Genomic DNA, 20,786 nt, shown 5'->3' on the forward strand with positions numbered 1-20,786 from the left:
CCCGCGCGTACTTGGCCGACACCTGGGCCCGCGCGTACTTGGCCGACACCTGGGTTCCCGCGGCGTCCCGCGTCCCTCGTGCTCGCCTCCCGGGCCATGCCCCCGGCGCCACGCGCGCGCGGGGACGATCACGCGTGTCCGCGAGCCTCGGCGTTTCGCGCCCGAATCGGCGCCGGAGAGCCCCCCGGCCGGAGCGGGCGCCCAGGCCCGCGGCGACCCGCGACCCCTGGAAAGTTGACGGCGGCCCGGCGGACTGCCATCCGCCCGTCCGACACGTCCGCCCGCCCGCGATCCGCGCCCGCGACATCCTCGAGTCCGAAGAGCCCATGACCGACCTGATCGAGACGATCCGCCGGACGCTCGTGCCGATCCACAAGGAGGGCTATCCCTTCATCCTGATCGGCATCGTGCTGACGGTGCTGGCGGGCTACTTCTCCCAGTTCTTCGGCTGGATCTTCCTGATCCTCACCCTCTGGGTGTGCTACTTCTTCCGCGATCCGGAGCGCGTCACCCCGGTGGCGGACGGGCTCGTGATCTCGCCCGCCGACGGGCGCGTGAACCTCATCGCCACCGTCCTGCCGCCGCCCGAGCTCGACCTGCCGCAGGTGCCGACCCTGCGGGTCTCCGTGTTCATGAACGTGTTCGACTGCCACGTGAACCGGGTGCCGGTGGCGGGCCGGATCGGCCAGATCCACTACACGCCGGGCCTGTTCCTCAACGCCGAGCTCGACAAGGCCAGCGACGACAACGAGCGCAACGGCATGGTCATCGAGACGACCCATGCCGGCCAGCCGAAGCGGGTCGGCGTGGTGCAGATCGCCGGCCTCGTGGCGCGGCGCATCGTCGGCTTCGTCGCGGCGGGCGACGTGCTCGGCGTCGGCGAGCGGTTCGGCCTGATCCGCTTCGGCTCGCGGGTGGACGTGTACCTTCCGGCCGGCTCGACCGTGCTGGTCGGCCTCGGCCAGAAGGCCGTGGCCGGCGAGACGGTGCTGGCCGATCTCGGCGGCGGCCCGGAGCGGCTGTTCAAGCGGATCTGAGGCGGCCATGGACGATCTCTTCCCGCCCTTCGCGCCCGACCCGAACGAGCCGCGGCCGCGCCGGTTCAAGCCGGTGCCGTTCCGGATGATCGCGCCCAACATGATCACCCTGATGGCGCTCTGCCTCGGGCTGACGGCGATCCGGCTCGCCTTCGAGGGCAAGTTCGAGCCCGCCGTCATCGCCGTGGTGGTGGCCGGCGTGCTCGACGGCATCGACGGGCGGGTGGCGCGGCTGCTCAAGGGCACGTCGCGCTTCGGCGCCGAGCTCGACTCGCTCGCCGACTTCGTGAATTTCGGCTGCGCTCCCGCCCTGATCCTCTACGGCTTCGTGCTGTTCCACCTGAAGTCGGTGGGCTGGATCGTGGCGCTGATCTTCGCCATCGCCATGGCGCTCCGCCTCGCCCGCTTCAACGCGATGCTGGACGACCCGAACCGGCCGGAATGGAAGAAGGACTTCTTCGTCGGCATGCCGGCCCCCGCGGGGGCGCTCACCGCGATGCTGCCGCTCTACCTGCACTTCCTGGGCTTCGGCATCGAGACCTGGGCGGCGCCCGCGGTCCTGATCTACGTGCTGTGCATCGCCCTGCTGGTCGTCTCCACGGTCCCGACCTACTCGGGCAAGACCATGGGCAAGCGCGTGCCGCGCAGCCTCGTCCTGCCGATCTTCCTGTTCGGCGTGGCGGCTTTCGGCATCCTGATCAGCTACCCGTTCGAGGCCCTGGTGGCGGTGAGCGGCGGCTACCTGCTGACCATCCCGGTCGTCGCCGCCCAGTATCGCCGGCGGCTCAAGGCGGAGCCGGCGCTCCCGGCCGGGGAGCGGCCCGCGGCCGGGGCGGATGCGCAGCCCGAGAGCGGTGCGGAGGCGCGGCCGCCGGCCGTCTAGCCGGACCGGGCGCTGGCCGCCGCGGGATTCTCCCCTACCTTGGCAGCGTTCGTGGAGGGGGTTCCGGAGATGCTCGAGGAATTCAAGAAATTCGCGCTGCGCGGGAACGTGGTCGATCTCGCGGTCGGCGTGATCATCGGCGCGGCCTTCGGGGCCATCGTCAATTCGGCCGTGCAGGACATCTTCATGCCGGTGATCGGCGCGATCACGGGCGGGCTCGATTTCTCGAACTACTACATCCCGCTCTCGTCCAAGGTGCAGGCCGGTCTGCCCTACGTGGACGCGAAGAAGCAGGGCGCCGTCCTCGGCTACGGCCAGTTCCTGACGCTGACGCTCAACTTCGCCATCGTCGCCTTCGTGCTGTTCCTGGTGATCCGGGCGATGAATCGTCTGCAGCACGCCGAGGTCAAGAAGCCCGACGAGGTTCCGGCCGACGTGAAGCTGCTCTCCGAGATCCGCGACCTGCTGGCGACGAAGCCGCGCGTCTGACGGCTCAGCCCGCGCGCGTGTCGTCGTCCGACGGCTTCACCCCGAAGGCGTCGAGGATCTGGTCGAGGGCCTGCCCGACGGCGCCGGTGCCCTCCTCGTGGGTCTTCAGGCGGGTCTCGAGCCTGCGGATCTGCGGCTCGAACGCGTCCGGCACCGGGTCGTCGCCCAGGAAGCGCGGCTTGTCGGTCCCGACCGGCAGGACGCTGCGCAGCTGCTGGCCGAGATGATCGCGCACCGGCTCGGGGAGCGTGGATTTCGGATCGGTGGGAGTGTCGCTCATGATCGCCTCACGGGTCGAACCGTCTCAACGGCCGGACGGATGAAGCGTTGCGCCGGCGGCCGCGTCTGCGGGAATGCCCCCGGAGCCAAGCTCCGGGGGCGTTCGGGCCGGCACGAGACCGGCCCAGGGTCTTAGTCGATGACTTCGACGATGCGGTGACCGCGGTCGACCAGCACCGGGCGGTCGTTCACCACGGTGTAGCGGTAGCCCGGCTGCACGCGGTACTCGCTCGGCACGTCGTAGTAGGTCACGCCCGAGTTCGGCAGGGTGGTGCCGACGGCGACGCGGCCGTCGTAGTCGTACGAGCGGACGTTGCGCTCGCGGACGTAGCTGCGGAAGCGCGGGGCCATGTCGACGCCGAGGATGCCGCCCACCGTGCCGGTGGCCGCGCCGACCGCGCCGCCGACGATGCCGCCGATCGGGCCGGCCGCGTCGGCACCCGCGGCCGCGCCGCGCTCGGCGCCAGGGATGGTGCCCTGGGCCTGGGCGGCCAGCGGCAGCGAGAGGGCGAGGGCCGAGGCGGCGATGAGGGTCTTGAAGGTCATGCGGTGCGTCTCCGTTCCGTGGTGTTTCGCCGCGCTGGCGCAGCGAAGCTCGGGCCGGTAACGCCCGATCCCCGGAATCGGATGCATCTTTTTTTGTGGAGCGCCGGCCCGCGGCGGCCCGGGCGCCTACGCGTCCTTGGGCATCGCCGACTGGATGAACCGGTCGGAGCCGAGATCCTCCTCGTCGTAGCCCAGAAGCTCCGCGAGGCGGCCGCGGGCGCGGCTGACGCGGCTCTTCACGGTGCCGACCTTGCAGCCCATGATCGTCGCGGCCTCCTCGTAGGAGACGCCCTCGGCGCCGACCAGCACCAGCGCCTCGCGCTGGTCCGGCGGCAGCTTGGCGAGCGCCGACTGCAGGTCCTCGACGTCGAGCCTGTCGCCCTGGTGCGGCGCGGTGGCGAGCCGGGCCGCGTAGGACCCGTCCTGGTCCTCGACCTCGCGGACCCGCTTGCGATGGTCCGAGTAGAAGATGTTGCGCAGGATCGTGAACAGCCACGCGTTCAGGTTCGTCCCCGGCTGGAACCGGGCGCGGTGCTGCCAGCCCTTCAGCAGGGTGTCCTGGACGAGGTCGTCCGAGCGGGCAGGGTTCGAGGTCAGCGACAGCGCGAAGGCGCGCAGCGACGGCACGGCCGCGAGCAGGCCGTTGCGGAATTCGGGCTCGATCGCCTCGCCCCGGGCGCGCAGCGCCGCCTCGAGCTTCTCGATCAGCTCGGCGAAGCGGGACGGCAGCGTCTCCTCGCCGATCCGGTCGTAGACCGTGCGCAGGTGCTCCCCGAGATGCGTGCGGATGCCGGGCGCCAGGTTCGGGCGGCCATCCCGAGTCCCGTCCTCCTGGGACAGGACGGTGTCGGTGTCGTCGCGGGTCATGCGTGTCGCGCTCGTCAACTCATCGTGGCTCGACCTGTGGTCCGGAGCGGGTCGAGGCGGAGCGCTTGCCGGCTCGACCCGGTGCGGAAGTCCGGCCGATGCGCTCCTGTTACCGGAGTTCTAGCGCATCGGGCGCGGCCATGCACCCTCAGGCAAAACACACTTAAGCTAAGTTCGCCGGTCTCAACAGCCGGATCGCCCCGTCGCGCAGGGTCAGGACGTCGCCGCGGGCGAGATCGGTCCAGCACTCGTCCCGGGTCAGCGCCTGCGTGGCGATGACCGTCACCACGTCGTGCTCGGTGGTCTCCTGGGCGAAATCCACCTGCCAGTCCTCGTCGATCAGGGTGGCCTTCCCGAAGGGGGCGCAGCGGGTGAGGTAGCAGAGGCGCTTGCCGCAATGGGCGTAGAGGGTGCGGCTGTCGGTGAGCAGCATGTTGAACACGCCGAGCGCGTGCAGCTCGCCCGCGAGGTCGGCCACCGCCCGGTCGAGGGTCTCGGGGCGGGGCAGGGCGCGGAACCGGGCCTGGAGCCGGCCGAGCATCCAGCAGAAGGCGTGCTCGCTGTCGGTGGAGCCGATCGGCATGAAGCCGCCCAGCGGCAGCCGCTTCACGCCCTTGAGCTGACCGTTATGCGCGAAGGTCCAGCGGCGGCCCCACAATTCCCGGGAGAACGGGTGGGTGTTCTCCAGGCTGACCCGGCCGCGGTTGGCCTTGCGGACATGGGCGACCACGATCCGGCTCTTGATCGGCATGTCGCGCAGGAGCCGGGCGAGCTGCGAGCGGGCGCTGGGCTCCGGCTCGTGGAAGCTGCGACAGGTGCGGCCGTCGTAGAAGCTGATACCCCAGCCGTCGGCGTGCGGCCCGGTCTCGCCGCCGCGCCGGGCGAGGCCCGCGAAGGAGAAGCGGATGTCGGTCGGCACGTTGGCGCTCATGCCGAGCAGTTCGCACATCGTCTTTCAGCCGGGCCATGCGGGGAAGCGGCCCCGTTTAGGAGCGTTCGGCCGTCCCGACAACGGCTTTCGCGCGGGTCAGCGGGCGAGATAGTCGGTCAGCGTCATGCCGACCATGATGGCGACCCAGAAGAAGCCGAGCCCCGAGAACAGCCGGATCAGGGGCGGCTCGTGGATCACCTCCATGGAGACGAGGAGGATCAGCGCCACCATCACGGCGACGACCGCGAGCTCCACGATCCAGACCTGCGCGAAGGGGAGGGTGGCGCCCAGCGTCACGTTGACGGCGAGCAGGGCGAGCAGCGCCAGGAAGGTGAGGACGGGCGTGCGCAGGCGCTTCCGGAGCAGGGCGCGGTCGTCGGCGCTCAGGGTCGCGAGGGGGTTCCGCATCCTACCGGTTCACCACGTAGAGGATCGGGAAGGCGAGGATCCAGACCAGATCGATGAAGTGCCAGTACAGGCCGTAGACCTCGATCCAGTTCTGGTGCCGGGCGAGGAACCCGGCCCTGGCGGCCATCCACGTCATGCCGAGCAGGAGCGCGATGCCGGTGAACAGGTGCAGCGCGTGGAGCAGCGTCGCGACGTAGTAGAGGTTCACGAACAGCCGCGCCGCCGGCGTCTCGGCGAGGGCGAAGGGCCTGTCGCTGAGGAACGGCATCATGTGCTCGGCCCAGTCGGCGTAGTACTCGTAGCCCTTGAGCACGAGGAACAGGCCGCCCAAAGCCGCGGTCGCCAGCATCGCCCGGACCATGGCGCGCTGCCAGCCCATGCGCGAGAATTCGATCGCCATCGACATGGTCAAGCTGGAGCAGATCAGCACCACGGTGTTGGTGGCCCCGATCCAGAACTTCAGGTGCTTGGCCGCCGCGACCGTCGCCTCGGGGTGCTGGATCCGGGTGATAAGCGCCACCAGGAACAGGGCCGCGAACAGCAGCAACTCGGTGATCAGCCACGCCCAGATGCCGAGCGTCGCCGCCTCGCGCTGCTGCGCCACGCTCTCGAAATGGTGGGCGCGGGCGACCCCGACGCCGTCGGCGAGGGGCTCGCTCATCCGTGCTGGTCCCGGGCTTCCTGGGCCTGGATCGGGTAGTCGTAGGGGATGCGCGGCACCTCCGGCGGGGACAGGAAATTGTGCGTCGGCGGCGGGGACGACGTCTCCCACTCGAGCCCCTTCGCGTTCCACGGGTTGGCGGGCGCCTTCCGCCCGAACCAGAGGGAGTAGACGAGGTAGAGCATCGGGAAGAGGTAGCCCGCCGCCAGGATCGTGGCGCCGGCCGAGGACAGGACGTTCAGGAGCTGGAACTCGGCCGGGTAGGTCGCGTAGCGCCGCGGCATCCCCAGATAGCCGAGGATGAACTGCGGGAAGAAGGTCACGTTGAAGCCGAGGAAGATCAGCAGCGCCGAGACCCGCCCCCAGGGCTCGCTGTACATGCGGCCGGTGAATTTCGGCCACCAGAAGTGCAGGCCGCCGAGGAAGGCCAGCACCGTGCCGCCGACCATGATGTAGTGGAAATGCGCGACCACGAAGTAGGTCGCGTGGATGTGCTGGTTGATGGCGAGCGTCGCGAGGTAGAGCCCGGTGAGCCCGCCGAGCACGAACAGGCCGATATAGCCCATCGCGTAGAGCATCGGCGTGTCGAGCCGGAGCGCCCCCTTATGGATCGTGGCCGTCCAGTTGTAGACCTTCACGGCGGAGGGCACCGCCACCGCGAAGGACAGGGCGGAGAACACCAGCGAGGCCAGGTCGCTCTGGCCGTTGACGAACATGTGGTGGCCCCACACGAAGAAGGTCACCGAGGCCAGCCCGATCGAGGCGTAGGCGACGAAGCGGTAGCCGAACAGCTTCTTCTGCGCGAAGGCCGGGACGATCTCGGAGATCACCCCCATGCCGGGCAGGACCATGATGTAGACGGCCGGGTGCGAGTAGAACCAGAACAGGTGCTGGAACAGCACCGGGTCGCCGCCGTAGGCCGGGTCGAACACGCCGATATGGAAGGCACGCTCCGCGATCAGCAGGATCAGCGCGGTGGTGATGACGGGGGTGGCGAGCAGGAAGATCAGGCTCGTGGCGTAGTGCGACCAGACGAAGATCGGCAGCTTGAACCACGTCATGCCGGGCGCCCGCATGGTGTGGATCGTGACCACGAAATTGAGCCCGGTCAGGATCGACGAGAAGCCCACGATCGTGACGCCGATCAGCGCCGGCAGCACCCAGGTGTTCGAGAAGGCGGTGGAGAGCGGCGCGTAGAAGGTCCAGCCGGTGTCGACGCCGCCGAGCACCACCGAGACCAGGGTGAACAGGGCGCCGGCCATGAACACGTACCAGCTCGTCAGGTTGAGCTTCGGGAAGGCGAGGTCCTTGGCCCCGATCATCAGCGGGATCAGGAAGTTGCCGAAGGTCGCGGGGATCGACGGGATCAGGAAGAACCAGACCATCACCACCCCGTGGATGGTGAAGGCCTTGTTGTAGGTGTCGTTGGTCATGATCGCGCCGTTCGGCACGACGAGCGCGAGGCGCACCACGCCGGCCGCCAGGGCCCCGATCACGAAGAAGCCGGTGATCGAGGCGAGGTAGAGGATCGCGATGCGCTTGTGATCGGTGGTGAGGAACCACGAGCGCAGGGTCGATTCCGCGTGCAGGTAGTCGGATTTTCGCCCGATCGTGGATTCCGGGGCGTGGGGTTCCCGGCGGGCGGTGCCGCCGACGCTGCCCGATGCGCTCATCGTGTCGCTCCCGGCAGCGCCGCGTCCGCGGCCTTGCCGGAGGCCGGACCCGCGTAGGATTTCAGGAAATCGATCAGCGTGCCGAGCTCGTCCGCCGGGATCCGGCCGGCGAAGCTCGGCATCACCTGCTTGCCACCGCCGGCGAGCCGGTCACCGTTCGGGTTCAGGATCTTCTCGCGCAGCCACGCGTCGTCGGCGGTGACAGTGCGCCCGTCCGCGAGCTTGACTTGGCTGCCGTAGAGGCCCGCGAGGCTCGGCGCCTTCACGGACGAACCGGGGTCGTGGCAGCCGGCGCAGCCATAGGCCTCGTAGAGCGCCCGGCCCGCCGCGACCTTGCCCTGCTGCGCGCCGGCGTGGGTCAGCCAGTCCTGGTAGTCGCCGGGATTCATGAAGGTGACCTCGCCGCCCATCACGGAATGGTCGGTGCCGCAATATTCCGAGCAGTAGAGATGGTAGGTGCCGGTCTTCTCGGCCTTGAACCACAGGTCGGTGTAACGGTCGGGCAGGGCCGCCACCTGCATCCGCACGGCCGGCAGGTAGAGGGCGTGGATCACGTCCTGGCTGATGATGTGCAGCCGGATCGGCTGGCCGATCGGCAGGTGCAGGTTGTTGATCTCGGACTGGCCCGTCGGGTGCTGGAACTTCCACATCCACTGCCGGCCGATCACCTCGACCACCATGGCGTCGGGGGGCGGGTTCTTCGACTCGACGAACAGCCGGGCGCCCCAGACGAAGAAGATCAGCGTCAGCAGGAACGGGATCAGCATCCAGCTGATCTCGATGAGGTTCGACCGGATGCCCGAGGGGCTCCGGTCCGCCTCGGAGCCCTCGCGGTAGCGCAGGGCGAAGTAGGTGATCGCCACGAAGACCGGCACGGTCAGCAGCAGCGTCAGCACCGTGAAGGCCAGGATCAGCCAATCGGTCTCGATCGCCGTGGCGGAGACCGCGGCGGGCCAGAGCTGGAGGGAATCGTGGCTCGGCGTCATCGCGCAGCGGGCTCCGCCGGTTCGAGGGAGCGGCCGACGGTCAGGTCCATGGCGCGCCCGATCGGGATGCGAACGCGGGTGTGGGCCTCGTCCCGGTAGCCGTAGCCGGAGAGGCGCGCCGCGGCCTCGGCCCGCTCGCGGTCGAGGTCGGCGTAGGGGTCGGCCTGCAGGTTCGGCGGCGGCGGCGCCAGCCGCGTCGTCTGCTGCGGCGTCAGGGCGGGCAGCGCCCGGCGCTGGCTCGCCGCGAAGGTGCCCATCAGCCAGACCATCGCGCCGACGACCGCCAGCGCCGCGAGCGCGAGGCCCGCCATCACCAGCACGGTGTTGCGGACGTTGACGTCGCGCGTCTCGTGCCCGGGATCGTCGGGATGGCGCTGCGTGTTGGCCGCCGGGCGCGGCGGCCGCCCGTTCAGGAGGCCGCTGCCGCGCAGGGTCAGCCCCGCGAGGATCGCCGGGATCAGGCCGGTGGGTCCGTCCGCGCTCATGCCGGCCTCCCGGCGCGGCGGGCGGTCGAGGCCGCGCGGTCGGCGCGCGGACGCATCAGCGGGCGCAAAGCGGCCGCGAGGCAGGCCACGGCGCCGGCGGCCAGCACGTCGCTCGGCCGGAGGACGAAGCGGTCGCGCACCGCCGGGGTGATCAGCCAGAACATCTCCAGGGCGTGGACGGCGAGCGCCGCGCCGGCCAGGATCCGGGTGGTCGGGCGGCCCGGCCGCAGGGTCGCGAGCCCCGCCAGGACCACGACCGCGCCGGCCACGATCGCCAGCGCCCGCCCGACCCAGCCGCCGCGGGCGAGGTACCACGCCACCTCGGGCGGCAGGTTGGCCGACCAGACGATCAGGAACTGCACGAAGTGCATGTAGGCCCAGAGGCCGAGGAGCACGACGAGGGGGACGAGCCGGCCCCGGCCGGGGGCCGTGCGGCCGCGACCCACGGGCTCCGGCTCCTCCCAGGCCAGCAGGATCGCCGCCGCGAAGGCGAGGCCGCTCCACGCCGTCATCACTAGGAGACCCAGGAGGGTGGAGTCGAGCCGCGGATCCAGGGAGGCGACGACGTCGGTGACGAACAGCGTGCCAATGACCGCGTGCAGGCCCACCGCCGGCACGGTCCGCCCCTCGCCGGGCGCGTCGAACGGCCTGGCGAAGCGCAGCGCCAGCCAGGTCCAGGCCGCGAGGTAGGCGATGACCCGGACCGCGAAGAACGGCACCGTGAACCACAGGGCGGCCAGCGGCGTGCGCGCCGGGGCGCTCACCCAGGGATAGAGCAGCGGCGCGGCGGCCAGCAGCGGCAGCGCCAGCACGGCCGCGACCGGCATCAGAGCCGTCAGCCGGCGCAGGCCCGCCAGCATCTCGATGCCGCCGCGCTCGCGGACCCGCTTGCCGAAGCGCTCGGCCACGATGACCACCGGCAGGGCGCCGACCGGCAGGGCGAGGAGGACCAGCCACGCCGCGAGATACGAGGCCGCGGCTCCGCGCCAGCCGCCCGCGATCAGGCAGACGGCCAGGAGGACGAGGCCGGCGAGGCCGAGCAGGGCGGGGCGCCTCACCGCGCCGCCTCCAGCCGCGCGCGATCCGCCTCGGGCAGGCTCGCCACCGGGGCGTCCTGGCTGAGCTGGAGGGCGCGGACGTAGGCGACGATCGCCCAGCGGTCGGCGGAGGGGATCATCTGGGCCATGCCGAACATCGCCTTCCGGCCGTTCGAGATGGCGTCGTAGAGGTCGGACGCGGAGGCCGCGCGCACCGGCCCGGCGGTGAGGTCGCCGGCGGACGGGAAGCCCCGGGCCACGATCATCCCGGCGCCGCGGCCGTCCTGCCCGTGGCAGGGGGTGCAGAACACCCCGTAACGCTCGCGGCCCTGGTCGAGCAGCGCCCGGCTGATCGTCTGCGGCTGCGGCGCCGCGCGGGCCGGATCGCTCCGCGGCACGGTGCCGGCCACCGGCTGGCGCATCGTGATCTCGCGGGGGAAGAACGGGTTCTTGTCCCAGGTCTTGGCTCGCGCCTGATCGGCCATGTCGGCCTCGCCGCAGGCGGCGAGCGGCGCGAGGGCCAGGCAGGCGAGGAGGGCGCGCGGCCCGGCGCGGCGGGCGGTGCGGCGGACGGCGCGCCTCATCGCGGGATCCGCCGGATCTCGAGGGGGCGCCCGGCCTCGGCCGGCAGGGAGGCGAGCCGCCGCTCGATCCGCGCCGCGTCGAACCGGTCGCCCCGCGCCTCGGCGGAGAGGAAGAACCGGTCCTCCGAGGCGCGCAGGAAGCCCGGGATGTTGAAGGCCGGGTGGTTCAGCCGGGGCAGGCGGTTGAGCACGAGGAGCGCGAGGTGGATCGCCACGCAGCCCGCCATCATCGCGAAGGAGACGCTCGGGACCACGAAGGACGGCCAGGACAGGCGCGGGCGGCCGCCGATCAGGAACACGTAGTCGTAGGCCGTGGCGTAGATGCACAGCGCGAAGAAGCCGGAGCCGCCGAGCAGGGCGCCCGCCAGGGCGTAGGGCAGGATCGAGCGCCCCTCCAGGCCCAGGGGCCGCAGGGTGCGGGGCATCGGCACCGGCCCGTGCCCGTCGAGATGGACGTGGTCCGGGCCGATCCCGGAGACCGCCTGGAGGGCGGCGGCGAGATCGCCCTGGCTCGCGAAGGTCGCGGACACGCCCCACAGGGGCGCGGTGACCGGGTTCTCCTCGGGGCGACCCGTGGCCCCGGACGCGGCCGCGCGGGCGGCCTCCTGCGCGGCCGGCGACGCCGTCAGGGCGAGGCGGCGGCTCTCGACGATCGAGACGGCCGGCAGGTAGCGCAGGAACAGGAGCAGCAGGGTCAGGAACAGCCCGATCGAGCCCGCGAAGGTGGCGATGCCCCAGATGTCGGTCGTGTAGGGCAGCCTCGAGGAGGGCAGGAAGTCCTGCGTCAGGGTGACGACCAGGACCATGACGTGGTCGGCGTAGGCACCGATCGCCACGAGGAGCCCCACCGCCGCGATCGCCGGCGGCGCCGTGCGGGCGCGGGCCGACCACAGGATCTGCGCGGGCAGGACAAGGCACAGGACCGCCGTCCAGGACACCAGGGCGTGGTCGCCGGTCATGCGCCGGACCAGGACGCCGCGCCCCTCGGCGTCGCCGTTGAGGAAGGTGTCGAAGTACTCGGCCGCGTAGCAGTAGGCGCTGGCGCAGCCGAGGCAGAGCAGCAGCCGCCCGAGGACGTCGAGATGGCGGTCCGTCACCAGGGCGTCGAGGCCGTAGACGAGGCGGATCAGCATCACGGTCACCGCCGTGACGCCGACGCCCGAATAGACCGCGTTGACCAGGAAGCTCACCGGCAGCAGCGTGCTGTGCCAGCCGGGCATCAGCGAGCCCGCCAGCATGACCGAGGCCCCGGTCTGGACCGAGACCACCAGCAGCACGCCGAGGAGCGCCACCGTCCGGTAGGCCTGGACCCAGATCTGCCAGTGGGCCGCCGAGCCGCGCCAGCCCGAGGCGAGGATGCCGTAGACCTGCGCGCGCAGGAGGGCGAGCTTGCGGGTCGGCGCCTTCGCGTCGAACTGGCGGAGCGCCTCGACGTGGGCCCGGTCGCGCAGCGTCGCGAGGTCTGGCAGCAGGCCGATGAACCAGAGGCTGACGCAGATCACCAGGAACGACACGATGTCGATCGCGTCCCACAGGAGCGGCGAGCGGAACTGCGGCCAGAGATCGTAGGTGTTGGGGTAGGGCAGGTTCCAGAAAAAGAACCAGGGCCGCCCGAGATGGATGATCGGGTAGAGGCCGGCGGCCGCGGTGGCGAGCAGCGCCAGGGTCTCGGCGACGCGGTTCACCGCCCCGCGCCACTCCGCGCCGAGCAGGAGCAGGATCGCCGAGACCAGCAGGCTGCCGGAGGCGACGCCGATCCACCAATCGTAGCTCGCGATGTCCAGCGCCCAGACGACGGCGTTGTTGTTCGCCCAGATGCCGGGGCCGGCGTAGAGCAGGTAGCCGAGGGTGAGGAGGAACAGGCCGAGGAGCGAGGCCGCCCCCGCGAAGGCGATCCACCAGCGCCGATTGCCGGGATGCGTCAGCGGGATCTCCGCGACCGCGCCGCCGATGTCCTCGAGGGTCGCGTCGGGCCGGATCAGGGCGCCGGACATGCTCAGCCCTCCCGTCCGTTCGGATCCGCGGCCGGGGCGAGCCCGGCGAGGTAGGTGGTGCGCGGCCGCGTGTTCAGGTGGCCGAGGAGCGCGTATTCCCGGGTGTCCCGTCGGGCGGCCGAGACCTGGCTCCCCGGGTCGGCGACGTTGCCGAAGGTGATCGCCCGGGTCGGGCAGGCGCCCTGGCAGGCGGTCTCGACGCTCCCGTCGGGGATCGGCGCGTGGGCGTCCTTGGCCGAGGTGATCCGCGCCGCCGTGATCCGCTGGATGCAGTAGGTGCACTTCTCCATCACGCCGCGGGACCGGACCGTGACCTCGGGGTTGCGCTGCTGCTGCTCCACCGGGGTCGTGCCGCCGGTATAGTCGCGGTAGTTGAAGCGCCGGACCTTGTAGGGGCAGTAGCTCTGGCAGGTCCGGGTGCCGACGCAGCGGTTATAGACCTGCAGGTTCAGGCCCTCGCTGTCGTGGAGCGTCGCCTCGACGGGGCAGCCGAGTTCGCAGGGCGCCTGCTCGCAATGCATGCAGGGCACCGGCTGGAAATGCGTGGTCGGGGCGTCGAGGCCGCCCGCGTAGTAGCGGTCGACCCGCAGCCAGCCCATCCAGCGGCCGAGCGCGACCTCCTCGCGCCCGACCACGGGGATGTTGTTCTCCGCCTGGCAGGCGGTGACGCAGGCGTTGCAGCCGATGCAGGCATCGAGGTCGATGGCCATGCCCCATTGCGCGGCGACCCAGCGGTCCTGGCTCTCCGGGGGCGGGTAGAACGAGGCGGGGGTCGGCGCGCCCTTCGGGTCGCCCGCGGGCGCGGCGCCGAGCGCCTGCACGCGCACGAGATCCTGCCCCTCCATCGTGCCGAGGTGCTGGGTGGTCACCGGCTTGCGCACGCGGCCGGTCTTCGTCAGCCGGGCGCCGGCGAGGCGCCAAGTCGAACCGGCCGGGCGCAGGGGCGCGGAATCGTAGCCGAGGCCGCGGGCGAGGTGGTCCGGCACGTCGCGGCCGTAGCCCAGGGTGAGGGTGACGGTGTCGTCGGCCTGGCCGGGCAGGATCCAGGCCGGCCCCTCGACCGCGCGGCCGCCGGCCTCGACCCGCAGGATGTCGCCCGTCGCGATCCCCGAGCGCTCGGCGAGGCGCGGGCTCACCGCGACCACGTTCTCCCAGACCACCTTGGTCAGGGGCTTCGGGAGTTCCTGCAGCCACGCGAGGTCGGCGTGGGTGCCGTCCCAGATCGTCGGATCGGGCCGGAACAGCACCTCGACCTCGCCGGCGGACGCGGGCGATGGGGCGGCCGCGGGGGCCGCCTGCGTCAGCGCGACGGTCTCGGCCGGGCGCGCGCTGCCCGCCCAGAAGCCGAGGCGTAGGGCCTCGGTGAAGCGGGCCTCGAAGGCCGCGTCGTCCTCGCCGGCGCTCCGCGCGCCCGCCTTGAGGAGGTCGAGGGCGTCCTGGCCGCTCTCCCCGCCCTCGCCGCCGGCCAGGAAGGCCAGCATCTCCGAGGGCGTCCGCCCGTTGTAGAGGGGCGCGACGGTCGGCTGGATCAGCCCCACGGTCCCGTCGAGGGACCGGATGTCGCCCCAGGATTCCAGCGGGTGGGCGGCGGGCAGGTGCCAGTCGGCGTGCGCGCCGGTCTCGTCGTAGTAGAGTCCCGCGTGGATCTTGAGCGGGACGCGCGCCATCCGGGCGGCAAAGTCGAGGGCGCCTGGCGCCTCGTAGACCGGGTTGGCGCCGAGCACGACGAGCGCCTTGACGGCACCCTGATCCATGGCTTCCGCGAGCTCTGCCAGGGTCCCGGCGCCCGGCTCCTCCGCGGGCGCCCTGTGGACCAGGGTCGTGCCGGTGTTGCCGAGGGCGCCGTTGAGGCGGTGGACTAGCGCGTGCAGTTCCGGGCTCGCGGTCAGGCCGGCGGTGACGATGCCGCTTCCCCGGGCCTCGGTGAGCGCCGTGCCGGCGCCCCGCGTCCAGCGCGCGACGGGGTCGTCGCCCATCGGCGCCGCGCCGCCCGCGGCCAGGGCGAGGAGGTCCCGGGCGAGATCCTCCAGCCGGCCAGCCGGGACCGCGAGACCGTAATCCGCCTTGGCGCTGGTCAGCGTCGGCGTCGGCGCCGCCGCGTGGAGGGTGAGGAGGCGCCCCTCCGCGTAGGCCGCGCGCCGCGCCTCGCTCCAGCGCCGCGCCAGGCCGACCTGGCCGGGCCCGAGGTCCAGAAAATCGCCGTCCAGCGCCACGATGGTGCGGGCGCGGCCGAAATCCGGGATGGTCTCCAGCGGCCGGCCGTAGGCCTGGCGGGCGCCCTCGTAGATCCCGCCGCGGCCGGCCCCGGCGCCGGTGTACCAGCGCAGAGCCGGGTAGGCGGCCCGCAGCCGCGCGATCTGGGCCGCCACGCCGGGCGACGTCACCGGGCCGGTGAGCAGGGCGAGACCCTCGCCCCGGCTCTCGCGCCAGCCCGGCATCCGCGCCTGGAGATCCGCCCGGAACGCCGGCCAGGAGCTCGGCCGCCCGAGATGCTGCACCGCCTGGGAGCGGAACGGGTCGTAGAGCCCGAGGACCGAGGCCTGGGCCAGCACGTCGGTGCCGCCGCGGCTCCAGGGATGCTCGGGGTTGCCCTCGATCTTCAGGGGGCGGCCGTTGCGGGTGGTGACCAGGATGCCGTTGCCGAAGCCGTCGAACACCGCCGACGAGGCGTAGGACAGGTCCGTGCCGGGCACGATCCGCTCGGGCTGGTTGACGTAGGGCACCTCGTAGTCGCGGCCGCTGCCCCCGCCGCAGGCGGTGAGGCCGCCCAGCGCGAAGGAGGCGGCCATGAGCTTCAGGAAGCCGCGCCGCTCCGGGGCGGCGGCGAGCCGGGACGCCGACGGGAACTCGGCCGCCAGGTAGGCGCGGAACTCGGGGCTGTCGGCCACGGCGTCGAGGCTGCGCCAGAAGCGCGGTCCGTCGCCGCCGGCGAGTTTTTCGCGCAGGGCCGCGATGTCGGGGGCGCCGGTCATCGGTGGCAGATCCCGCATTCGGTCAGACGCTCCCCGCCGCGGATGTGGTACTGGGCCACGAGCTTGGGGCCCAGACTCGCCTGGTCGGCCGGCGGCTTCCAGGTCATGTTCCAGACCTGATCCGGCGTGCGGACGTACTTCTCCGGGGCCCGGTGGCAATCGAGGCAGAACTGCATCTCGAAGGCGTTGGCCCGGTAGGTCATCTGCATCGACGTGACGTCGCCGTGGCAGGTCGAGCAGCCGATCCCCTTCGTCACGTGGACGGAGTGGTTGTAGTAGACGTATTGCGGCAGCTTGTTCAGCCGCTTCCATTCCAGCGGCTTGTCCTGCGCGTAGCTGTCGCGCACCGGCTTGAGCATCTCGGAGCCGGTCCAGATCTGCGAGTGGCAGGTCATGCAGGTGTGCGTCGGCGGGATGCCGGCGGTGGCCTCCCGGTCGACCGTGGTGTGGCAGTAGCGGCACTGGATGCCGAGCTCGCCGGAATGGTGCTTGTGGCTGAACGGCAGCGGCTGGGCCGGCGCGATCCCGACGCCCGTGACGTAGTTCGAGCGCACGATCCCGGCCGCCAGGACCGGGACGCCCACCAGGCAGGCCACGCCGGTCATCAGCGCGAGGCGGTAGAGCGCGTCGGCGCCGGGGGTGAACAGCTGCGCCATCAGGCCGTCCCGGACGTCGAGCCGGCCGTGCCGTGCCCTTCGGTCTGCTCAGCCCCTCGCCGCACGCGTCACCCCATCCTCTGGTCCCGCCCGAGATCGGCTGCGCCGGCACGCCCACGCGATGCGGTCCGGGCGGACGCGGCGACCGGACCTCGCGGCACGCTCCGGATCGCGCCGCGTGCAGAGAATCGAACCTAGAGCGCTTCCAGACCAGGGCTAGAACTTGGATCAGTCCGGCCGACATGTCGCACGGGGCCGGGCCGCGCCGGCCGCCCTTTCCGCCGCGGCCCCGAAGGCCTATGCCGCGGACGGCGGCGGACCGCGGCGGACCCGCCCGATGCTGTCCGGAGACGCATGGAATCCGATCCTCTCCTCCTGACGTGGCGCGCCGCGCGGCCTCAGCACACCGTCGCGGCGGCCCTCGCGGTCGGGGTCGGCGCGCCGCTCTGCGCGCTCGCGCTCCTGTGCCTGCGCGACCTGATCGCGGTCCTGCCGCGCGACGAGGCGCCGGTCCTCCCGTTCCTGCGCGTGGCGGCGGAGCTCCCGGGCCGGGAACTGGTGCTCGTCCCCGGCATCCCGATGCGCCCCGCCGAACTCGAACTCACGGCCTTCCTGTGCATCGCGGTCTGCGCGCTGGCGCTGGCGGGGGTCGGCTGGTTCGTGGCGCGCCTGTGCTTCAAGGCGCAGAACAGGGCCGGGGACGCCGTCCGCGAGGGCGTGCTGCAGGCGATCCTCGACGCCCCCGCGGGCGCGCGGGACGAGGCGCGCGGCCTCACCCGGATCGTCGGCGAGGTGCTGGCCCGGGCCGACCGCCTGCTGGCCGCCGGCATCGTCCTGCCGGCGATGACCCTCGCGGCCCTGATCCTGGCCCTCGGCTTCGCGGCGCTCGCCGCGCCCAGGCTGGTCCCCGCGGCGGTGATCGGCCTCGCGGCGATCGGCCTCGCCTACGGGCTGGTGCTCGAGCGCGCGCGCGACCGGCACGATCTGCGCCTGCGCTCGAGCGCGCGCGCCGAGGAGAGCCTGAACGACCTCGTCCGGCGGCTGCCCGCCGTGCGCAACCACGGCGCGGCGGCCATCGAGCGCCGCCGGATCGCCGCCCGCGTCGCCGCGATGCGGGCCAATGTCGGGCGGGCCGAGGCGCGGCTGGCCTATGCCCGGGCGCCGGCCCTGGCCCTGGCGGTAATCCTTCCGGCGATCGCCGCCGGCACCGCGCTGTGGCGCTCGGGACCGGGCCAGCCGCCCGCGGCCCCGGTGGATCCGGCCACCCTCGTGGCGGCCGTGGGCGCCTTCGGCCTCGCCGGCTGGCTCGCGGCGATCTGCGCGCGGCTCTGGATGGTCCGCAGGTCCGTGCGCCCGCGCCTGCGCGACCTCGCCCGCACCATCGCGGCCCTCGAGGGGCGGCGGGCCCGGGCCGCCCGCAGCGGCGCCGCCGCCCTGCCGCTGCCCCGGTCCGGGATCCTGGCCACCGAGGGCGTCGGCGCCTTCGATCCGGCCACGGGCGAGCGCCTGACCGGCGTCGACGTGGCCGTGTCGATGCCGGGGCACGTGGCGATCACGGGCAGCCGCGGCAGCGGCGCCCGCGCGCTCGCGGCGGTGCTGGCCGGCCAGGTCGAGCCGACGGCCGGCGCCGTCACCTACGCGGGCACGGACCTGCGCGACTTCGACGCCGCCGAGCGCGCCCGGCGGATCGCCTTCACGTCGGGCGAGGCGATCCTGATGGAGGGCTCCCTCCGGCAGAACCTGCTCTACGGCACCGATCCGGCGACCGCGCCCGACGACATCGCGCTGATCGGCATCAGCCGGCTCACCGGCCTCGACGGCTTCGTGTACGCCCGCGGGCTGACCGGGCGGCTCGACCCGGCCGCCCAGCCGCGGCTCGCCGCCGCGATCGTCGCCGCGCGCCGCACCATGCGGGTGGCGCTGGCCGCCAAGGGCGCCGAGCGCCTCGTCGAGCCCTTCGACCCCGACCGCTACAACAACCAGGCGAGCATCGGCGAGAACATCCTGTTCGGCGAGCCGGTGGGCGGCACCTTCGCGCCCCTGCGATTCGCCCGCCACCCCTACCTGCGGGCGGTCCTGGAGGCCGAGGGGCTGGTCCGGCCGCTCACCGAGATCGGCCTGTCGGTGGCCCGCAGCACGGTGGAGATCTTCGCCGACCTGCCCAACGACCACCCCCTGTTCGACGCCTACTCGCTGTTCCAGGCGGCCGAGCGGGGCTATTTCGAGGATCTCGTGGCGCGCCTGCCCGGGGCGGCGAGCCTGCGGCGGGGACCGGCGGGCCAGCGCGACCGCGCGCGGCTGATCGGCCTCGCGCTGCGCTACAACGAGTCCCGCCACCGCTTCGGCCTGATCGACGGCCCGTTCGAGGAGCGCCTCGTGCAGGCGCGCCGGTCCTTCGCCCGGATGCTGCCGGCCCACCTCGCCGGCGCGGTGGTGTTCCACGATCCCTCGCGGGTCAATCCGGCCGCGAGCCTGGAGGAGAACCTGCTGTTCGGCCGGATCAGCCTCGGCGAGGCCAATGCCGAGCCGCGGGTGCGCGAGCTGGTGCGCCGGGTGCTGGCCGACGAGGGCCTCGAGGCCTCGGTCTACGGCCTCGGCCTCGACAGCAAGGTCGAGATCCAGCCCAGCACCGGGGCGCTGGCGGACGGCGCGATCAACGCCCGCGAGCGGGTGGCGATCGAGCTGAGCCGGTGCCTCGCCCGCGACCCCGACATCCTCGTGGTGGCGGTCGCGATGGACGAGCGGAAGGCCGAGGGCGCGCGCGAGCGTCTCGCCCAGCTGCGGCAGGCGCGGGCCGGGCGCGGCCTCATCGTCTTCCTGTCCGAGACGGGCCTCGCCGAGTGCGCCGCGCCGTTCGACGCGGTGATCGCCGTGGAGAACAGCGCGGTCGTCGCGCCCGTGCCGGCGGATGCCGAGCGGGAGCCGGAACCCGCGGCCTGAGGGGAACCGGCGGCGGTGCCCGTCCGCGGGGGAGGGGGCGCCTCCGCGGAGCGACGGGCGGGCAGGACGCAGCCTCACGGCCGCCGCAATACTCCGTCAGGTCGCGAGGCCGCGCCCGTCCGGCAGCCATCCCGGCCGATCCAGCGCGGACGGTTCATGCCCCTGTCGACCTCGCTTCCCCTCGCCGCCGGCCTCGTTCTGCTGGCCCTCGCAGGCCCGGCCGCCGCGCAGGCGGGCAAGGCCGAGGCGCCGATTCCGGCCGCGACCCTCGCGCTGATGGCGCAGAAGGGCGTGACGGCCGCCTCGCCGGTCCTGTTCCGGGCCTACAAGAAGGAATCGGAGATCGAGGTCTGGAAGAAGGGCGCCGCGGGCTACGTCTACATCAAGACCTTCCCGATCTGCCGCTGGTCCGGTCAGCTCGGGCCCAAGCGCAAGACCGGCGACCGTCAGACACCGGAGGGGTTCTACGCGGTGCCCCGGCGCCAGATGAACCCGAACTCGCACTACTATCTGTCCTTCGACGTCGGCTATCCCAACGCCTACGACCGGGCCCATGGCGGCACCGGCTCCGCCGTGATGGTGCACGGGATCTGCTCGTCCATGGGCTGCTTCGCCATGACCAACGGCACGGTCGGCGAGATCTACGCCATCGCCCGGGACGCGCTGAACGGCGGGCAGGCGGCCTTCCAGTTCCAGTCCTACCCGTTCCGGATGACGGCCGAGAACATGGCCCGCCACCGGACCGATCCCAACATCGCCTTCTGGCGGGAGCTCAAGGCCGGCTCCGACCGGTTCGAGGCCAGCCGGGAGGAGCTGCAGGTCTCGGTCGTCGCGGGCCGGTACGCCTTCGCGCCCGCCCGGGATCCCGCCGTCGAGGCGGCCGTCACCACCCGCCGGGCGGTCGAGGAGGCGCGGATGGCCGCGCTCGCCGAGGCGGGCGAGCCGGCCGTGCGCACCACCTATTCCGACGGCGGGCAGAACGCCTTCTGGGCGGCCTACACGGCCCGGGGCGGCGCGGTGGGGGACATCAGCCGGCCGGAGGCCCTGGCCTTCGCCGGGCAGGAGGTGGTGGTCGTGCCCGGCCATCGCGTCCATCGCCCGGTGCCCGAGACGGTCTGGGCCGGCTGGGCCGCACCCGGATCGGGCCTGTCGCCGCGGCAGATGGCGGGGTTCGTGCCGGTCTACGAGCGGGCGCCCGACCCGTTCGAGGCCCTGGTCGCGCCGCTCCCGACGCGGTACAGCGACGCACTCCCGTCCTGGCTGGCAGCGGGACTCGCCGGATCGGCGACCGGCCGCCCGATTCTGGCCGGGTCGCCGGCCGGTCTCCTGGCCGCCGCGGAGCCCCTCTGAGCATGCGA

The 20,786-nt window shown here is 72.6% G+C and carries 19 protein-coding genes; 5 read left to right on the forward strand and 14 right to left on the reverse strand.

The genetic code is table 11. The annotated features are described in order from the left end of the window. The first annotated feature begins 326 nt into the window (after window positions 1-326). The 3 genes from ASG32_RS05655 (at window position 327) to mscL (ending at window position 2,409) form a co-directional block, all read left to right on the forward strand. Complete coding sequence (locus tag ASG32_RS05655) at window positions 327-1,037, forward strand: phosphatidylserine decarboxylase (protein ID WP_020092368.1); 711 nt, start codon at window positions 327-329, stop codon at window positions 1,035-1,037. Window positions 1,038-1,044: 7 nt separating this feature from the next. Next, window positions 1,045-1,920, forward strand: coding sequence for a phosphatidylcholine/phosphatidylserine synthase (locus ASG32_RS05660; protein ID WP_020092369.1), 876 nt, complete (start codon window positions 1,045-1,047; stop codon window positions 1,918-1,920). A gap of 69 nt (window positions 1,921-1,989) precedes the next feature. Further along, window positions 1,990-2,409, forward strand: coding sequence for a large conductance mechanosensitive channel protein MscL (gene mscL, locus ASG32_RS05665; RefSeq protein WP_020092370.1), 420 nt, complete (start codon window positions 1,990-1,992; stop codon window positions 2,407-2,409). A gap of 4 nt (window positions 2,410-2,413) precedes the next feature. Here mscL and ASG32_RS05670 read toward each other — a convergent pair whose 3' ends face one another. The 14 genes from ASG32_RS05670 to ASG32_RS05735 all read right to left on the reverse strand — a co-directional run bounded on the left by ASG32_RS05670 (window position 2,414) and on the right by ASG32_RS05735 (window position 16,488). Continuing rightward, entirely contained in the window at window positions 2,414-2,689 is a 276-nt protein-coding gene (locus ASG32_RS05670) for a hypothetical protein (RefSeq protein ID WP_020092371.1), read from the reverse strand. Window positions 2,690-2,820: 131 nt separating this feature from the next. Then, window positions 2,821-3,234, reverse strand: coding sequence for a DUF1236 domain-containing protein (locus ASG32_RS05675; RefSeq protein WP_020092372.1), 414 nt, complete (start codon window positions 3,232-3,234; stop codon window positions 2,821-2,823). A 126-nt stretch (window positions 3,235-3,360) separates the two neighbouring features. Then, window positions 3,361-4,101, reverse strand: coding sequence for a NepR family anti-sigma factor (locus tag ASG32_RS05680; RefSeq protein WP_020092373.1), 741 nt, complete (start codon window positions 4,099-4,101; stop codon window positions 3,361-3,363). Window positions 4,102-4,264: 163 nt separating this feature from the next. After that, window positions 4,265-5,050 carry a class II glutamine amidotransferase gene (locus ASG32_RS05685; protein ID WP_020092374.1) on the reverse strand — a complete coding sequence of 262 codons (786 nt, stop codon included), beginning with the start codon at window positions 5,048-5,050 and terminating at the stop codon, window positions 4,265-4,267. A 78-nt stretch (window positions 5,051-5,128) separates the two neighbouring features. After that, window positions 5,129-5,440 carry a hypothetical protein gene (locus ASG32_RS05690; protein WP_020092375.1) on the reverse strand — a complete coding sequence of 104 codons (312 nt, stop codon included), beginning with the start codon at window positions 5,438-5,440 and terminating at the stop codon, window positions 5,129-5,131. A 1-nt stretch (window position 5,441) separates the two neighbouring features. Then, window positions 5,442-6,101: a cytochrome c oxidase subunit 3 gene (locus tag ASG32_RS05695; RefSeq protein ID WP_056523414.1), complete on the reverse strand. Its 660-nt coding sequence runs from the start codon at window positions 6,099-6,101 to the stop codon at window positions 5,442-5,444. Further along, window positions 6,098-7,774 carry a cbb3-type cytochrome c oxidase subunit I gene (locus tag ASG32_RS05700; RefSeq protein ID WP_056523416.1) on the reverse strand — a complete coding sequence of 559 codons (1,677 nt, stop codon included), beginning with the start codon at window positions 7,772-7,774 and terminating at the stop codon, window positions 6,098-6,100. Before ASG32_RS05700 ends, ASG32_RS05695 begins: the two co-directional genes overlap by 4 nt. After that, window positions 7,771-8,760: a cytochrome c oxidase subunit II gene (gene coxB / locus ASG32_RS05705; RefSeq protein WP_056523418.1), complete on the reverse strand. Its 990-nt coding sequence runs from the start codon at window positions 8,758-8,760 to the stop codon at window positions 7,771-7,773. Before coxB ends, ASG32_RS05700 begins: the two co-directional genes overlap by 4 nt. Then, entirely contained in the window at window positions 8,757-9,245 is a 489-nt protein-coding gene (locus ASG32_RS05710; protein ID WP_056523420.1) for a hypothetical protein, read from the reverse strand. The genes coxB and ASG32_RS05710 overlap by 4 nt, the downstream gene beginning before the upstream one ends. Further along, the gene (locus ASG32_RS05715) at window positions 9,242-10,303 is read right to left on the reverse strand and encodes a hypothetical protein (protein WP_056523422.1); all 1,062 of its coding nucleotides are present in this window, start codon (window positions 10,301-10,303) and stop codon (window positions 9,242-9,244) included. Before ASG32_RS05715 ends, ASG32_RS05710 begins: the two co-directional genes overlap by 4 nt. Then, complete coding sequence (locus ASG32_RS05720; protein ID WP_056523424.1) at window positions 10,300-10,866, reverse strand: cytochrome c; 567 nt, start codon at window positions 10,864-10,866, stop codon at window positions 10,300-10,302. The genes ASG32_RS05715 and ASG32_RS05720 overlap by 4 nt, the downstream gene beginning before the upstream one ends. Continuing rightward, the gene (locus ASG32_RS05725; RefSeq protein WP_056523426.1) at window positions 10,863-12,860 is read right to left on the reverse strand and encodes a DUF3341 domain-containing protein; all 1,998 of its coding nucleotides are present in this window, start codon (window positions 12,858-12,860) and stop codon (window positions 10,863-10,865) included. Before ASG32_RS05725 ends, ASG32_RS05720 begins: the two co-directional genes overlap by 4 nt. A 2-nt stretch (window positions 12,861-12,862) precedes the next feature. Beyond that, on the reverse strand, window positions 12,863-15,832 hold the full coding sequence (locus tag ASG32_RS05730; RefSeq protein WP_056523428.1) for a TAT-variant-translocated molybdopterin oxidoreductase: 2,970 nt from the start codon (window positions 15,830-15,832) through the stop codon (window positions 12,863-12,865). Further along, window positions 15,829-16,488, reverse strand: coding sequence for a cytochrome c3 family protein (locus ASG32_RS05735; protein ID WP_020092384.1), 660 nt, complete (start codon window positions 16,486-16,488; stop codon window positions 15,829-15,831). The genes ASG32_RS05730 and ASG32_RS05735 overlap by 4 nt, the downstream gene beginning before the upstream one ends. Before the next feature lie 354 nt (window positions 16,489-16,842). On the opposite strand from ASG32_RS05735, the gene ASG32_RS05740 reads away from it, so the two are divergent. Both ASG32_RS05740 and ASG32_RS05745 read left to right on the forward strand, forming a co-directional pair. After that, window positions 16,843-19,428: an ABC transporter ATP-binding protein/permease gene (locus ASG32_RS05740; RefSeq protein ID WP_056523430.1), complete on the forward strand. Its 2,586-nt coding sequence runs from the start codon at window positions 16,843-16,845 to the stop codon at window positions 19,426-19,428. Window positions 19,429-19,584: 156 nt separating this feature from the next. Next, a complete protein-coding gene (locus ASG32_RS05745) occupies window positions 19,585-20,778 on the forward strand; it encodes a murein L,D-transpeptidase family protein (protein ID WP_056523432.1) in 1,194 nt (397 codons plus the stop codon). Window positions 20,779-20,786: the final 8 nt, after the last annotated feature.

Source organism: Methylobacterium sp. Leaf361 (genome assembly GCF_001424445.1).
Taxonomy (GTDB): domain Bacteria; phylum Pseudomonadota; class Alphaproteobacteria; order Rhizobiales; family Beijerinckiaceae; genus Methylobacterium.